This is a genomic window from Streptomyces pimonensis (genome assembly GCF_041380215.1).
GTDB lineage: Bacteria > Actinomycetota > Actinomycetes > Streptomycetales > Streptomycetaceae > Streptomyces > Streptomyces pimonensis.
The window spans coordinates 98,709-112,794 of record NZ_JAHWZY010000011.1; the positions used below are offsets into that span (position 1 = coordinate 98,709).

General features: G+C 71.5%; 13 protein-coding genes. 6 read left to right on the forward strand and 7 right to left on the reverse strand.

The window, feature by feature from the left end; all coding sequences use genetic code 11:
• Positions 1 to 63: 63 nt before the first annotated feature.
• From KYY02_RS13470 to KYY02_RS13490, 5 genes are read right to left on the reverse strand one after another with little or no spacing between them, the layout of a single operon-like run.
• Entirely contained in the window at positions 64 to 1,014 is a 951-nt protein-coding gene (locus tag KYY02_RS13470) for a VOC family protein (protein ID WP_371238151.1), read from the reverse strand.
• Positions 995 to 2,122, reverse strand: coding sequence for a 4-oxalomesaconate tautomerase (locus tag KYY02_RS13475; RefSeq protein WP_371238152.1), 1,128 nt, complete (start codon positions 2,120 to 2,122; stop codon positions 995 to 997). Before KYY02_RS13475 ends, KYY02_RS13470 begins: the two co-directional genes overlap by 20 nt.
• Entirely contained in the window at positions 2,119 to 2,826 is a 708-nt protein-coding gene (locus KYY02_RS13480; RefSeq protein ID WP_371238153.1) for a 4-carboxy-4-hydroxy-2-oxoadipate aldolase/oxaloacetate decarboxylase, read from the reverse strand. Before KYY02_RS13480 ends, KYY02_RS13475 begins: the two co-directional genes overlap by 4 nt.
• Positions 2,823 to 3,575 carry a PIG-L deacetylase family protein gene (locus KYY02_RS13485; protein WP_371238154.1) on the reverse strand — a complete coding sequence of 251 codons (753 nt, stop codon included), beginning with the start codon at positions 3,573 to 3,575 and terminating at the stop codon, positions 2,823 to 2,825. Before KYY02_RS13485 ends, KYY02_RS13480 begins: the two co-directional genes overlap by 4 nt.
• Before the next feature lie 49 nt (positions 3,576 to 3,624).
• Positions 3,625 to 4,275: a GntR family transcriptional regulator gene (locus KYY02_RS13490; protein WP_371238155.1), complete on the reverse strand. Its 651-nt coding sequence runs from the start codon at positions 4,273 to 4,275 to the stop codon at positions 3,625 to 3,627.
• A gap of 580 nt (positions 4,276 to 4,855) precedes the next feature.
• On the opposite strand from KYY02_RS13490, the gene KYY02_RS13495 reads away from it, so the two are divergent.
• The 3 genes from KYY02_RS13495 to istB all read left to right on the forward strand — a co-directional run bounded on the left by KYY02_RS13495 (position 4,856) and on the right by istB (position 7,960).
• Positions 4,856 to 5,308 (forward strand): VOC family protein, encoded by a 453-nt coding sequence (locus KYY02_RS13495; protein ID WP_371238156.1) that lies wholly within the window; start codon positions 4,856 to 4,858, stop codon positions 5,306 to 5,308.
• Between the two features lie 208 nt (positions 5,309 to 5,516).
• Positions 5,517 to 7,148, forward strand: coding sequence for an IS21 family transposase (istA, locus tag KYY02_RS13500; RefSeq protein ID WP_371238249.1), 1,632 nt, complete (start codon positions 5,517 to 5,519; stop codon positions 7,146 to 7,148).
• Positions 7,145 to 7,960 (forward strand): IS21-like element helper ATPase IstB, encoded by an 816-nt coding sequence (gene istB / locus KYY02_RS13505; protein ID WP_371238157.1) that lies wholly within the window; start codon positions 7,145 to 7,147, stop codon positions 7,958 to 7,960. The genes istA and istB overlap by 4 nt, the downstream gene beginning before the upstream one ends.
• 531 nt (positions 7,961 to 8,491) lie before the next feature.
• Here istB and KYY02_RS13510 read toward each other — a convergent pair.
• Entirely contained in the window at positions 8,492 to 9,565 is a 1,074-nt protein-coding gene (locus tag KYY02_RS13510; RefSeq protein ID WP_371238158.1) for a FecCD family ABC transporter permease, read from the reverse strand.
• Entirely contained in the window at positions 9,562 to 10,614 is a 1,053-nt protein-coding gene (locus KYY02_RS13515) for a FecCD family ABC transporter permease (protein WP_371238159.1), read from the reverse strand. Before KYY02_RS13515 ends, KYY02_RS13510 begins: the two co-directional genes overlap by 4 nt.
• Positions 10,615 to 10,792: 178 nt before the next feature.
• Here KYY02_RS13515 and fes point away from each other — a divergent pair, with 178 nt between their 5' ends.
• From fes to KYY02_RS13530, 3 genes are all read left to right on the forward strand, one after another.
• Positions 10,793 to 12,121, forward strand: coding sequence for an enterochelin esterase (fes, locus tag KYY02_RS13520; RefSeq protein WP_371238160.1), 1,329 nt, complete (start codon positions 10,793 to 10,795; stop codon positions 12,119 to 12,121).
• Between the two features lie 181 nt (positions 12,122 to 12,302).
• Positions 12,303 to 13,277 carry an ABC transporter substrate-binding protein gene (locus tag KYY02_RS13525; RefSeq protein ID WP_371238161.1) on the forward strand — a complete coding sequence of 325 codons (975 nt, stop codon included), beginning with the start codon at positions 12,303 to 12,305 and terminating at the stop codon, positions 13,275 to 13,277.
• The gene (locus tag KYY02_RS13530; RefSeq protein ID WP_371238162.1) at positions 13,274 to 14,056 is read left to right on the forward strand and encodes a 2,3-dihydro-2,3-dihydroxybenzoate dehydrogenase; all 783 of its coding nucleotides are present in this window, start codon (positions 13,274 to 13,276) and stop codon (positions 14,054 to 14,056) included. The genes KYY02_RS13525 and KYY02_RS13530 overlap by 4 nt, the downstream gene beginning before the upstream one ends.
• Positions 14,057 to 14,086 lie beyond the last annotated feature (30 nt).

The window sequence follows — 14,086 nt, forward strand, 5'->3', positions numbered from 1 at the left end:
GCATACGCCGAAGGGTGGGCCGCGCACGACCTGCGCGGCCCACCCCCCGTCGTCCGGTCCCCGCTAGGCGACGGGCGGGGTGCCGTGGGTGTGGAAGGACGCGATGGTCTTCAGACCCCAGGCCTGCCCCTTCGCCCGTTCCGCCTCGGTCCAGGTGACGATCGGCCAGTCGGGAGCCAGCACCAGGCGGGTGAGCGGGTTGCACAGCTCGATACGGTTGCCGCCCGGCTCGTAGACGTAGAGGAAGAAGGTCTGCTGGATGGCGTGCTTGTGCGGGCCCGTCTCGATGAACACGCCGGTGTCGATGGCGAGGTCGGCGGCGCGCAGGATGTCCTCGCGGGTGTCGGCCGCGAAGGCGATGTGGTGGAGGCGTCCCGAGGTGCCGGTCCAGTCCTCGGTGTAGACGATGTCGTACGACTTGTCCGTGAAGGTCAGCCAGCGGGCGGCGATCCTCCCGGAGTCGAGCCGGATCTGCTCGGTGGGCCGGGCGCCCAGGAGCTGTTCCTGGAACTCGGCGTTGGCGAGCACGTCGGCGGCGAGGAAGTTGACGTGGTCGAGGCGGCGTACGCCCACGCCCCGGTTGGGTTTGGCCTGCGGCTGGTTCTTCAGCGCCGGCCGCAGCTCGTCCGGTGCTTGGTAGTACTCGCTCTCCCAGTACAGGGCGTGCTCGTGGCCGTCGGGGTCGGTGGTCAGGTAGATCTTGCCGAGGCCCGGTTCGTCCTCGGTCCACGTGCCGGGCCGGCCCGCCGCCTCGAGCGCCGCCACCCTGCGCCGGAGCGCCTCCTCGCTGGAGGTGCGCAGCGCGAGCCGGCCGAGGCCGGGGTGCTCGCGGGCGGTGAGGACCAGGCTGTGGTGCTCGTAGTCGTCGTAGGTGCGCAGGTAGACGGTGTCGCCGTCCTGACCACTGACGGTCAGGCCCAGGTAGTCCGTGAAGAAGGCGACGCTCGCGTCCAGGTCGGGCGTGAACAGCTGGGCGTGGCCGACGTGGGCGATGTCACCGAGCGGCGGAGTCATGGGGGCCTCCAGGGCGTTGTGCGGGGATCGGTGCCGTCTCGGCGGACCGCGGGAAGACGGTGCCGTCGAAGATCTTCCGTGCGGTGCGTACGACGGCGGTGCGGCGGACCACGGCGGGCTCCGTGCCGGAGCCCGGGTCGACGTCGACGCCGACCTCCAGGAATCCGGTGGGGTGCTCGACGCGCAGGCGGTCGCCGGAGTGCGGGAGGACCGCGATCGGCTCCCCCACCCCGCCGGGCAGGCGGAGTCCGGCGGCCACGCTCGCGGCGCCCAGTACGCCGATGGAGGTGTGGCAGCGCACGGGGACGAAGGTGCGGGTCATGACCGCGCCGCCGTCCGCGGGCGGGGCGAGCAGGGTCAGCTTGGGCACCGTGGTGCCCGCTACGTCGCCGAGGCCCATCAGCCGTCCGGCGGCGAGCCGGATCTCCCGCAGCCGGTCGGCGAGCGCGGCGTCCTCCTCCAGGTCCCCGGGCTTCTCGTAGCCGGTGACCCCCAGCGCGGCGGCCGGGATCAGCACGACCGGCATGCCGTTGTCCACGCAGGTCACCTCCGTACCGGCCACGGTGTCGCGGACGTTGCCCGTGGGGAGCAGGGGGCCCGCACCCTGTGGAAACTCCAGGACCACCGCGGCGGCGGTCCCGGGCACGCCGGAAATCTCGGCGTTCCCGGTGGGGTCGACGCGTCCGCCCGGGGTGGGAAACGTCGCGACGGCGAGTTCTCCGGTGTTGCGCATGCGGACGCGTACGGACGTCTCCTCGTCCCCGGCCGCCACCAGCCCGCGTTCGACCGCGAACGGGCCCACCCCGGCGAGGATGTTGCCGCAGTTCTGCCGGTCGGTCACCTCGGGTGTGTCCACGGCGACCTGGAGGAAGAGGTAGTCGACGTCCGCGTCCGGGTCGGCCGAACAGGAAACCACGGCGACCTTGCTGGTCAGCGGGTGGGCCCCGCCCAGGCCGTCGATCTGGCTCGGGTCGGGGCTGCCCATGATCCGCAGCAGCAGCCCATCGCGGGCACCGGGGTCGGCGGGCAGGTCGTCGGCCAGGAAGTAGGCGCCCTTGGAGGTGCCGCCACGCATCAGCGTGCAGCGCACCCCCTCGGAGCCGGTCACGGCCGCTCCCCCGCCGTGTACTCGTCGTACGACTGGTAGGTGACGCCCAGCTGCTTCAGCTTCTCCCGCAGCCCGTAGCGGTCCAGGCCCAGTTGTCCCTCGACGAACGCCGCGCGGGCGCCGGCCTCCTTGACCTCGCGGGCCTCGGACGCCTCGGCCGTCCGCCGGGCGCGTTCGCGAGGGACGACCACCACGCCGTCGTCGTCGGCGACGATCACGTCGCCGGGGCGGATCACCTGGCCGTCGATGGCGACCGGCACGTTGACCGAGCCGCCCGTGGCCTTCACGGTGCCCTGGGCGGAGACGGCCCGGGACCAGGCGGCGAAGCCCATTTCGCGCAGCTCCTGGGTGTCGCGGAGGCCCGCGTTGATGATCAGACCGCGCACACCGCGCCGCTGGAGGGCGGTGGCGAAGAGTTCGCCGAACATGCCGTCGGTGGACGGGGAGGTGGTGGTGACGACCAGGATGTCGCCCTCGCCGCACTGCTCCACGGCGGCGTGGATCATCAGGTTGTCGCCGGGCCAGCTGAGGACGGTGACCGCGGTGCCGGCGATGCGTACGCCCTGCTGGACGGGGCGGATCTCCGGGCCGAGCAGGCCGGTGCGGCCCATGGCCTCGCTGACGGTGGCCACGCCGTACCTGGCGAGCGCCTCGACGTCCGCGGCGGCGGCCTTCGGCGGGCCGGTGACGATGACGCCGCTCATGCCAGCTCCCTCGCGATCTGCGGGTACGGGCGCATGAATGCCTCGGCCATGGTCTTGTGGGCCAGGCCCAGGTTGGGGCCCGCGTTGCGCTTGAGCTGGACGCCGCGGCGGACGGCCAGGTCGGTGTAGTAGTCCCACAGGTGCTGCTGGGCGGCGAGGCACTCCATGGCCTTGCGCTTGGTCTCCCACACCTCGGTGATGTCGAGCAGGACCTCGGGCCGGAAGCCGCTCATCTCGGGCTGGTGCGGCTCGAAGTAGAAGACCGGCGGGGCGCCGATGATCTCGCCCTCGCCCGGGTAGCCGATGGCCTGGGCGAGGACACGGGCTTCGAGAGCCATGCGGTTGGCGGCCGGGTGGTCGCCGTTGTACGGGTCCTCGACCGGGTGGGTGAGCACCACGTCGGGCTGGGTGGCGCGGTAGACCTCGACGAGCCGGTCGGTCAGCTCGGGCGTGGCGGTCAGCGGGTAGTCGCCCGCGTCGAAGAAGCGGACCTCGGCACCGAGGGCGGCGGCGGCCCTCTCGGCCTCCTCCCGGCGGATCGCCTTGATCTCCTCCAGCTTCTTCCCCTCGCGCCATGCCTTGGCGGACTCGCCGCGCTCGCCGAAGGTCAGGCACGCGATGGTGACCTTCTCCCCGCGCGAGGCGGCCAGGGCGATGGCGCCGCCCGCCCGCCACACGAAGTCCCCCGCGTGCGCGGTGACGACGAGTGTCGAGCGTGGAGTGGCGGCGGGCGCGTTGCCGTGCGTCATGGATGCTTCTCCTTGGTGAACAGGTGACGCCCGCCTCGACGCGTGTGTGTCAGTCGCGCAGCGCCTCGATCACACTGGTGAGGTGGGCCCGGACGGCCGCCTCGGCCGCCTGTGGGTCCCTGGCCTCGATCGCCTCGATCATGGCCAGGTGCTCGTTCAGGGATTGCTGCGGACGCCCCGGGCGCAGCGCCAGCTGGAAACGGTGACGCACCAGTTGGGCGTTGAGCCGCTCCAGCAGCTCCACGGCCGTCCGCTGCCCGGAGAACTCCCGGATCCTGGCGTGGAGTTCGTGGTTGAGGTCCGAGTAGGTCAACGGCTCGCCGGCGGTCACGGCCTTGCGCATGGCCGTGCCTAGGCCCCGCAGTTCACCGAGCTGCTCGTCGTCGACGGCGGCGGCGGCCTTGGCCGCGCACAACCCTTCGAGAACCAGGCGGCATTCGGTGATGGCCACCGCCTCCTCAACCGTGACGACCCGTACCCGTGAACCGCGGTTGCGGATGCGTTCCACGAGCCCCTGGGACTCCAGGTCGATCAGTGCGGCCCGGATGCTGGCCCGGGTCACGCCGAACTGCTCGGCGAGTTCGTTCTCCACCAGCCGCTGCGCCGGTGCCATCTCGCCGCGCAGGATCGCCTGCCGCAGCTGCCCGAGCGCAAGCTGTTTGGCCTGCTCCCCGGTGCCCGGACGGGCTTGTTTCGGCATGGTTGCCCTCCCTGAGTGAGTGCCTGTCGAACGTAAATCTAGCCAAACAAGATTGTCAACAATTTCGTCTACCGTATTCGCGTCTTCCGGCCCGGCACCGGCCGTTCACGTCCGATCGGCGCGGTGTCCCCGGAGAGGCGGTAACCGCCTCGTCCCGATGACCCGTGAGCCGGTCACGTCGCAGGGCGGCCCACGTGAGAGGACGGAGGGGCACGCTTCCTCGCCCCCGCGCCCCCCAGGAAGTGGGCGGGGAGGTCGACGACGTGCTTGACGGTGAGGCACTACGGAGCACAAGGCGATACCGGGCCGGTCACGCGAGCCGGTTCCCCGCGGACACGCCCGCACGGCGCCCGGCACGGAAGGGCGGCGGCGAGCCGCTCCGGGGACACGCCGACCAGGGCCGTCAATCAATCGGGCGGGCTGCCGGTGACGGGTGTTTGTAAGGACTTCTCTGGGCTCCACTGCGGGAACGATTCCGGGCTCCAGGGACGTACGGAGTTGATTTGGCTCCACTCACGGTGTTCGGCCCGGCAAGCGTCGCGACCCGGTCTCTGTCAGACCTGCCTGAGACGCTGCTGGCATGGATCTGACGCTTCAAGTGGCCATCGACTGCACAGACCCGCAACGGCTGGTGTCCTTCTGGGCCGACGCACTGGGATATGTCCCGGAGCCCCCGCCGGGCGGGCACGACACGTGGCGGGACTACTGGGCGGACATGGGAGTGCCCGAAGAGGAATTGAATGGCGTCGGAGAGGGGCCGGAGTCGATCGTCGACCCGACAGGGCAGGGACCGCGGGTGTGGTTCCAGCCGGTGCCGGAACCCAAAGCCGTCAAGAACCGGGTACACCTTGACCTGAAAGTCGGCGGTGGCCGGAGCGTCCCGCTGGCGGTTCGCACTCAGCGGATCACCACCACAGTGGAACGGCTTACCGGCGCTGGTGCGACTGTGCTGCGGGTAATGGACAGGCCGGACATGGACTACTACGCCGTCGTTCTGCAGGATCCCGAGGGCAACGAGTTCTGCGTCGGCTAGGTCGTTGACGAACGTGCTGGTCACGGGCCCGGTCCGGGGCCGTGACCAGGCCGTTCACTTGGCCGCGACATTCGTCGAGGGCGACGTGCCCACGATGGAGTGCATGCGATGAGCCGTCCGCCGATCAGCGACAAGGTGTCTCCGTCGATCACGGTCATGTCGGGACCGTGATGTTGGAACACGGTCGTGTCGGGAGGCCGGGGTGGGTTTGTCGCGGGCTGAGCTGTTCGCCGCTATCCGTCGGGACAAACGTCTCGATCCGGGGTTGTCGCAGCGTGCTCTGTCAGAGAAATACTCGGTGCATCGGCGCACGGTGCGGCAGGCGCTGGAGTCCGCAGTGCCGCCGCCGCGCAAGGAGCAACAGCCACGGAGATCGGTGCTGGACCCGGCCAAGGGCTGGATCGACGCGATGCTGCGGGACGACCTCACGGCTCCTCGAAAGCAGAAGCACACCGCCCGGCGTGTCTATCAACGCCTCGCGCAGGAGCATGGGTTCGATCAGGTGTCGTACTCGACGGTCTCGGACTATGTGGCGGTCCGCCGGCCGGAGATCGAGACCGAAGCCCGCGAGGGACGCCGGCACTTGGAGGGGATGGTCCCGCAGATCCACCTTCCCGGCGAAGAGGCCGAAGTGGACTTCGCAGACGTCTGGGTGCGGCTGGCCGGGACAGTGACCAAGTGCCATCTGTTCACACTGAGACTGTCGTACTCGGACAAGGCCATCCACCGGGTTTTCGCCTCGCAGGCCCAGGAGTCGTTCATGGAAGGCCACGTCGCGGCCTTCAACGCGCTGGGCGGAGTGCCGGCCCGCCACATCCGTTACGACAATCTGAAGCCGGCGGTCAACCGAATCTGCACGGGCCGCAGCCGGGTGGAGTCCGAGCGGTGGGTCACCTTCCGTGCCCACTACGGCTTTGACGCGTTCTACTGCATCCCTGGCCAGGAAGGCGCCCACGAGAAGGGCGGGGTGGAACAGGAGGGCGGACGCTTCCGCCGCACCCATCTGGTCCCGGTTCCCGAAGTGGCATCGCTCGAAGAGCTGAATGAAAAGATCGCCGCGATCGACGTGGCCGAGGACGACCGTGTTCTGCAGGGCAAACTGACATCCATCGGCTTCAACTTCGTGAGTGAGAGCGACGGCCTGGCGCCCTTGCCGTTCGAGGAATTCGAGTGCGGCATCACCCTCACTCCGAAGGTCGACCGCACCAGCCGAATCACCGTCCGCCAGTGCCACTACTCAGTACCGGCCCGGTTCATCGGACAGAACATTCGGGTGCTGCTGCGGGGCAACGAACTTCTGATCTTCGAACGGCGCACGGTCGTGGCCCGCCATCCGCGACTGACCCGGCGCGGTGAGTTCCGTGACGAGCTCGATCACTATCTGGAAATCCTGCTGGCCGAGCCGGGAGCAATGGCGGGATCGACCGCGCTGGCCAGCGCCCGCGAGAACGGTTCGTTCACCGAAGTCCATGAGGCCTTCTGGGCATCGGCCCGTGCCAGTCACGGGGACGCGGCAGGAACCCGGGCCTTGATCGAGGTCCTGCTGCTGCACCGGCGGATGCCCGCGGCGGCCGTCCAGCTGGGCATGGCTGCCGCAGTCAGAGCGGGCTCGATCAGCTCGGACGTGGTGGCTGTCGAAGCTCGCAAAGCCGTCGCTGCCGAACCGGAGCAGACCCCGTTGCCGGACGACCCAGACGATCCGCCGCCTTGGGCCGAGCCAAGCGGCGTGGTCTCCCTGACAGCCCGCAGAGCACAGATCCCCGAGGACAAGCGCCCCCTGCCGTCGGTGGCGCCCTATGACCAGCTCCTGACCCGCCGCCAACCGAAAGGCCCTGCATGAGTACTCCCACAGCATCCACGGACGAGCGGATTCCCCCGCCTCGCAGTGATGCCGCCGCGGAAGGCGCCGTCGACACAGTCATCGACGAAGCCTGCCGGACCCTGCACCTGCCCACCATCCGCAGCCGATTCGAGGACATCGCGGCTTCCGCGTTGCGCGAGCGGGTCAGCTACAAGGACTTTCTGGCGGACCTGTTGGAAGCTGAAGTCGCCGAACGTGAAGAACGCCGCAAGCAGCGGCTGGTCAGGGAGGCCAACTTCCCCCGTCCCAAGCGGCTGGAAGACTTCGACTTCGCCGAGAACCCGAACGTCACACCCGAACTCCTGGGCACCCTGGCTGACCCGGCCTGGGTCAAATCCGGGGAGCCGCTCTGCCTCATCGGCGACAGTGGCACCGGCAAGTCCCACCTGCTGATCGGTATCGGCACCGCGATCGCCGAAGCGGGGCTCCGGGTCCGTTACACGACCACGGTGAACCTGGTGAACGAGCTGGCAGAGGCAGCCGACGAGAAGAGGCTCGCCCGCACCATCGCCCGTTACGGACGCGTCGATCTGCTCTGCCTGGATGAGTTCGGCTATCTCGACCTGGACAAGGCCGGCGCAAAGCTCCTGTTCCAGATCTTTACTGAACGTGAGGAAAGAGGGGCCATCGCGGTCGCTTCCAACGCGCCGTTCTCGGAGTGGAAGCAGACGTTCACCGACCCCCGTCTCTGCACGGCAATCGTGGACCGGGTCACGTTCAACGCGCACATTGTCGAGACCGGCACCGACTCCTACCGCTTCGCACAGACCCAGAAGAAGCGACGCCGCTGACTCCTCACGGCAACCGCGGCCGGCGCCCCTGACGGGGTGCCGGCCGCAGCCATGTCGGGCCCGGCCAAAAAGTCCCAGTGCCGACCGGGCCAGCACCCGTTCTCGTCCAGCCGCCGCAGACACTGGGCGGCCTGCGACCTGAATCGAGTCGGGTCGGCAGACTCCACGCGCCTGTCGGGGGCACGGTGACGGCGTCTGACCGATACCCCAAAACTACCCTCCAGCCCCCCACACCCGGCCAGCGGAACCACCCGATCGAAGTGGGGCCAAAAGAACTTGCTACAGGGGCGCGAAGCACCTCTCCACACGCCCCCTACGGCCCGCCAGTGGGGCCAAAAGAACTCCGAACTCTGGTCCCAAAAGAAGTCCTTACAGACAGACGGGCGCCCCAGCGGGTGACGCGGGCCGGCGCGCGTTCGATCCAGGTCGCTCTCGGGGAGGCGGGCCGCCGGGGGCGGAGGTGCGGGGAGGCCGGGAGCCACCGGTCACGGTGGGGCGCACGTCAGTCCCGCTCGGCGGCCGGCTCCCCCGTCACAGCCGGGAGCCCCTGCGCTCCGCGCGCAGCAGCCAGGCCAGGTAGGCCCCGCCCGCCACGCCGGTCACCACACCGACCGGCAGCAGGGCGGAGCCGGTCAGGCGCTGGGTGACCAGGTCCGCGGCGGTCACCAGGAACGCTCCGGTCCACCCGGCGGCCAGGACGTTCGGGCCCGCCGCCCGGGTCATCCGGCGGGCCAACTGCGGGGCGGCCATCGCCACGAACGGGACGGGGCCGGCCGCCGCCACCGCCAGGGCGGTGAGGCCCGTGCCCGCGCCGAGCAGCACCAGGCGGCTCCGCTCGGGCGGCACCCCGAGCGCGGCGGCGGAGTCGTCGCCCATCTCCAGCATGGTCAGCCGTCGTCCGTACGCCAGGACGATCGGCGCCAGCACCACCAGGCCCAGCGCGGCGACTCGGACGTCGTTCCAGTCCCGGGCGTTGAGCGAGCCGATCGTCCAGGCGGCGGCCTGCGCGGCCTTGCCGATGTCGGCGCGCAGGTACAGGAAGCTGGTCGCCGCGCCCAGCACCGAGGAGGCGCCGATGCCGACGAGGACCAGCCGGTATCCGTGCACCCCGCGCTTCCAGGCCAGCAGGTAGACGGCGGCGGCCGTCGCCGCGCCGCCGCACACCGCGCCGACGGCCGTCCGCGCCGCGCCCGCGTCGAGGACGATGATGGCCACGAGCGCGCCGGCCGAGGCGCCGTTGCCGAAGCCGATGACGTCGGGGCTGCCCAGCGGGTTGCGGGTCAGGGACTGGAAGACCGCGCCCGCCATGCCCAGCCCGAAGCCGACCAGCGCGGCCACGAGAGCCCGGGGCAGGCGCAGGTCGAGGACGACGAACCCGGCGCCCGGCGGCCCGTCGCCGGCGAGCGTGCTCAGCACCTCGGGCGGGGACAGCTCGTAGGTTCCGTTGCCGATGGCCAGCACCATGGCGCCTGCCGTGAGCACGGCGAGCACCACGCAGACCAGCAGGGTCCGGGCGCCGTAGCGCAGCGACCAGCGGCCGGTGCGCAGCAGTCCGCGCCGCACCTCCGCGCGGGTCCGCACGGGGGTGTCCTTCACGAGGCTCACAGCTGGGCCACCTTCCGCTGCCGTACGAGATGGATGAAGAGCAGTCCGCCGAGGAACGCGGTGACCGTGCCCACCTCGATCTCGGACGGCGGCATCACGACGCGGCCGATCACGTCCGAGACGAGCAGCAGCACCGGTGCGAACACCGCGCAGCAGGGGATGAGCCGACGCGGGTCGGGCCCGCAGAAGGCGCGGGCGGCGTGCGGGATCATCAGGCCGATGAAGCCGATCGGCCCGCACACGGCGGTGGCGCCGCCGCACAGCAGGGTGATGGCGACCACGGAGAGCACCCGCACGCGCCGCACCCGGGTCCCCAGTGCCCGCGCGTGGTCCTCGCCGAGGGCGACGGCAGCGAGCGGCCGGGCCAGGGCGAGGGCGAGCACGGCGCCGCCCAGGAGCAGGGGCGCCACGGTGACCAGCAGGGACACCTCGCGGTTGGCCAGGGTGCCGACCGACCAGAACCGCATCTCGTCCAGCGTGCTCAGGTGCCACAGCGAGAGGCCGTTGACGTAGCCGAACAGGGCCGCGTTGACGGCGGTCCCGGCCAGCGCGAGCCGCACCGGTGTCGCCCACCGGCCGCCGCCGAGGGCGTTGACGGCGGTGGCGGCGAGGGCCGCGCCGGCGAGTGCGAACCACAGGTGTCCGGTGAACGACGTGATGCCGAGGACCCCGATCGCGGTGACGACCGCGGCCGACGCGCCCGCGTTGACGCCGAGGAGTCCGGGATCGGCGAGCGGGTTGCGGGTCAGGGTCTGCATGACGGCGCCACCGAGGCCGAGGGCGGCGCCGACGGCGGCGCCGATGAGCGTGCGGGGCAGCCTCAGGTCCCGAACGATCGCGTCGTTCTCGGTACCGGACGGGTCGAACAGCGCGGACCAGACCTGGTCGAGCGGCATCTGCCTGGCCCCTACGGCCAGGGAGAGGGCGGTCGCCCCGACGAGCAGGAGGACGCCGAGGAGCAGGCCCGCCGCGCGCCGGGGAGCCCTGGTGCGGGGCCTCTTCCCATCCTGCTCCCCCCTCGGTGGGGCTGCGGCCGTCGTGGTGCTCACGAGACGGCCGTCCGGGGGGCGGAGCGCCGGACGACGGGCACCGAAGCGTCTAGGTGCAGGGCACACATTCCAGTGGACATGTGCTTAGCTTAGGCTAACCTTACCTTGGCTGTTGACGATTTTGTCGGCAGTTTCGCCTGCCCTGCACGCTCCGACCGGCGGTTCACGGAGAACACCGATGACCACGCTCACTCGATCCACCCCTCGCGGTGCCACCGCGCCGGACATCCGCCCGGAGCGGGTGACGGGACCGCGCGTCGCACAGCTGCTGGAGGCCGTGGAGGGGGCCGACGACGCCCGACGGGCGGCCCTGGCAGCCGAGTTCTGGCAGGAGGCGGAGAGGCTGGGCACCCCGCTCGTCGAGGAGCTCGACGGTGCGCCCGGCCATCGGGCGGTCACGTTCCTGTGGCGGGGTCACCGCGCCACCCGGCAGGTGCTGTTCTTCGGCAACCGCCTCACCGACCGCGCCCACCTGGCCGGTTCACTGCTGGAGCGGGTCCCGGGCACCGACGTCTGGCATCTGGGGCTCCGGCTGCGCGCCGACCACCGCGGCTCCTACCGGCTGGCCGCCGACATCTCGCTCCGGGAACCGCCCTCGGACCCGGACGGACTCCAGCAGCGGCTGCGGTCGCTGACCGCGTTCGCCGCGGCCGACCCGCTCAACCGCCGTACCGTCGCCACCCGCCGCGGGGAGTCCGACGCCTCGATCTTCGCCCTGCCCGACGCACCCGCCCAGCGGTGGGCCGGGCGGCGGGGCACGGTGCCGGCCGGGCGGGTCGAGCGGCACCGGGTCCAGGGCTCGGCGCCGGTCGGGGACCGGGACGTCTGGGTCTATCTGCCGCCGGGTCACGAAGCCGGCGCCCGTGCGCCCCTGCCGACCGTGGTGCTGTGCGACGGCGACATGTGGTTCGGGCGGCTCGGACTCGGCGACACGCTGGACGCGCTGATCGCCGACGGCGCGCTGCCACCGCTGGCCGTGCTGGCACCGGACGCCGTGGACCGGCGGACCCGTTGGCGTGACCTCGGCGGCCGGGAACCGTTCGTCGCCTTCCTGGCGGACGCGTTGCTGCCCTGGGCGGCCGGACGCTGGCCGCTGGCCACGGACCCCGAACGCACCGTGGTCGCCGGACAGAGCCTCGGCGGCGTAACCGCGCTGTACGCCGCGTACCTGCGGCCCGACCGGTTCGGCAACGTCCTCGCCCAATCCGCCTCCCTGTGGTGGCGGCCCGGACAGCCGCCGCCGGCCGGACCCAAACCGCCGGTCCACGGCACGCCCTGGCTCGTCGCCCGCTACGCCGCCGGAACCGCCCGGCCGGTGCGCGTCCATCTGGACGTCGGACTACACGAGGGGGTCATGGTCGACCACAGCCGCGCCCTGTACGACGCGTTGCGCACGACCGGCCGCCAGGTCACCCGCACCGAGTTCAACGGCGGTCACGACTACGCCTGTTGGCACGGCGCTCTGGCGGACGGACTGGTCCGCCTGCTGGGCGGCCCCACCCTCTGACCCGTCGCCTCGCGCCCCCTTCCGCCCGCTCCCTTCCGCCCGCCGACTCCCCTCCCGCGCCTCCCCTTCCCCCGTCCCGCCCACCTTCCCCCGTCCCGTCCCGTTTCCCCGTTCCCATCTCCCTGTCCCGCCCCGTTTTCCGTTTCCGTTTCCCACCACCCTTCCGAGGAGCGACTCCTTCATGTCCCCTGCACGTGCCTCCCGCAGAACCGTCCTCGTCCCCGCCGCCGTCGTCACCGGAGCCCTGCTCCTGACCGGCTGCGGTGACGACGGCGGCGGCGACAGCGCGGGCGGCTCTGAGACCGGCACCCGTCAGGTCACCGACGCCACGGGCCGCAAGGTCGACGTGCCCGCCGAGCCGAGGAAGGTCGTGACGCTCAGCGAGCCCACCCTGGACGCCGCTCTCGCGCTCGGCATCGAGCCGGCCGGCGCCACCGCCGGACGCGGTCAGAAGGGCGTGTCCACGTACCTGGCCGACAAGGCGGGCGAGGCGCAGGTGGTCGCCACGGTCGCGGAGGCCGACATGGAGAAGCTGGCCGCGCTCCAGCCCGATCTGATCCTGCTCGACGAGACCACGGCGGTGAAGGGCGAGGTCTCCAAGCTGGAGTCCATCGCCCCGACCGTGGTCACCGCCAAGCTGAACGAGGACTGGAAGAAGGCCTTCACCGCCACGGCCGACGCGCTGAACCGGAAGGCCGAGGCCGAGAAGATCCTCACCGGCTTCGACGCCGACGTGACGGCCGCCAAGGGGAAGCTCGGCGAGAACGCCGGAGCGGTCGTCAGCGTGATCCGCTGGCAGAACAAGGCGCCGTCGGCGGTCGGCCGGGGCGTGGGCCACGTGGGCGCCACCCTGACCGCCCTGGGCCTCCAGCGGCCCGAGGACCAGCAGGGCGTGGGCACCGGCCACAGCGAGCCGGTCAGCCTGGAGAAGCTGTCCACCATCGACGGCGACTGGCTGTTCTTCGGCACCCTCGGCGAGAAGGCCGACGGTGAGAAGGCGTACGCCGAGGCCCAGAAGGTGCCCAACTTCAGCAGGCTCAAGGCCGAACAGGAGGGCCACGTCGTGGTCGTCCAGGGTTCCGCCTGGAACAGCGCCGGCGGCCCCCTGGCCGCCCGGATCGTCCTGGACGACGTGACGAAGGCGCTCGCCTCGTGACGCCCGGACTCGACGGCCGGCTCGCCCTCGTGACGGGGGCGGGCCGGGGCATCGGCGCGGCGGTGGTCACGGCCCTCGTCGAGGAGGGCGCCCGCGTGGTCGCCACCGACCTCGACCCCGCGGGCGTGGAGACACTCGCCGCCCGGCACGACGGGCGGGTCACCGCCCGCCCGCTGGACGTCACCGACGCCACCGCCGTGGAGACGCTGGTGGCCGGGACCGAGGAGACCCTCGGCCCGCTGGACATCGCCGTCAACGTGGCCGGCATCCTGCGCGACGGACCCGTCGCCGGCCTCTCCGACGAGGACTGGGCAGCGCACTTCGCGGTCAACACCACCGGGGTGTTCCACGTCTCGCGCGCCGCCTCCCGCCGCATGGCCGGGCGTGGCCGCGGCAGCATCGTCACCGTCGCCTCCAACGCGGGAGGCGTCCCTCGCGCGGGCTTCGCCGCCTACGCCGCGTCCAAGGCCGCCGCGGTCATGTTCACCAGGTGCCTGGGCCTGGAGGTCGCGCGGCAGGGCGTGCGCTGCAACGCGGTCTCCCCCGGCTCGACCATGACCGACATGCAGCGCGCCCTGTGGACGGCGGGCGAGGAGGAGGCCTCCGCCCAGCGGGTGGTCGAGGGCGACCCGGCGACCTACCGCACGGGCATCCCGCTCGGCCGGATCGCCGACCCCTCCGACATCGCCGACGCCGTCGTCTTCCTGGCCTCCGACCACGCCCAGCACATCACCATGCACAACCTGTACGTCGACGGCGGCGCCACCCTGCGGGCCTGACCCGGGCCCTCGGCACACGTCCTCCCCACT

Excerpts from the sequence above, each read along its gene's own strand:
- KYY02_RS13485 (WP_371238154.1), bottom strand. The coding sequence starts at position 3,575 with ATGACGCACGGCAACGCGCCCGCCGCCACTCCACGCTCGACACTCGTC.
- KYY02_RS13470 (WP_371238151.1), bottom strand. The coding sequence starts at position 1,014 with ATGACTCCGCCGCTCGGTGACATCGCCCACGTCGGCCACGCCCAGCTG.
- KYY02_RS13495 (WP_371238156.1), top strand. The coding sequence starts at position 4,856 with ATGGATCTGACGCTTCAAGTGGCCATCGACTGCACAGACCCGCAACGG.
- fes (WP_371238160.1), top strand. The coding sequence starts at position 10,793 with ATGACCACGCTCACTCGATCCACCCCTCGCGGTGCCACCGCGCCGGAC.
- istB (WP_371238157.1), top strand. The coding sequence starts at position 7,145 with ATGAGTACTCCCACAGCATCCACGGACGAGCGGATTCCCCCGCCTCGC.
- KYY02_RS13480 (WP_371238153.1), bottom strand. The coding sequence starts at position 2,826 with ATGAGCGGCGTCATCGTCACCGGCCCGCCGAAGGCCGCCGCCGCGGAC.
- KYY02_RS13490 (WP_371238155.1), bottom strand. The coding sequence starts at position 4,275 with ATGCCGAAACAAGCCCGTCCGGGCACCGGGGAGCAGGCCAAACAGCTT.
- KYY02_RS13525 (WP_371238161.1), top strand. The coding sequence starts at position 12,303 with ATGTCCCCTGCACGTGCCTCCCGCAGAACCGTCCTCGTCCCCGCCGCC.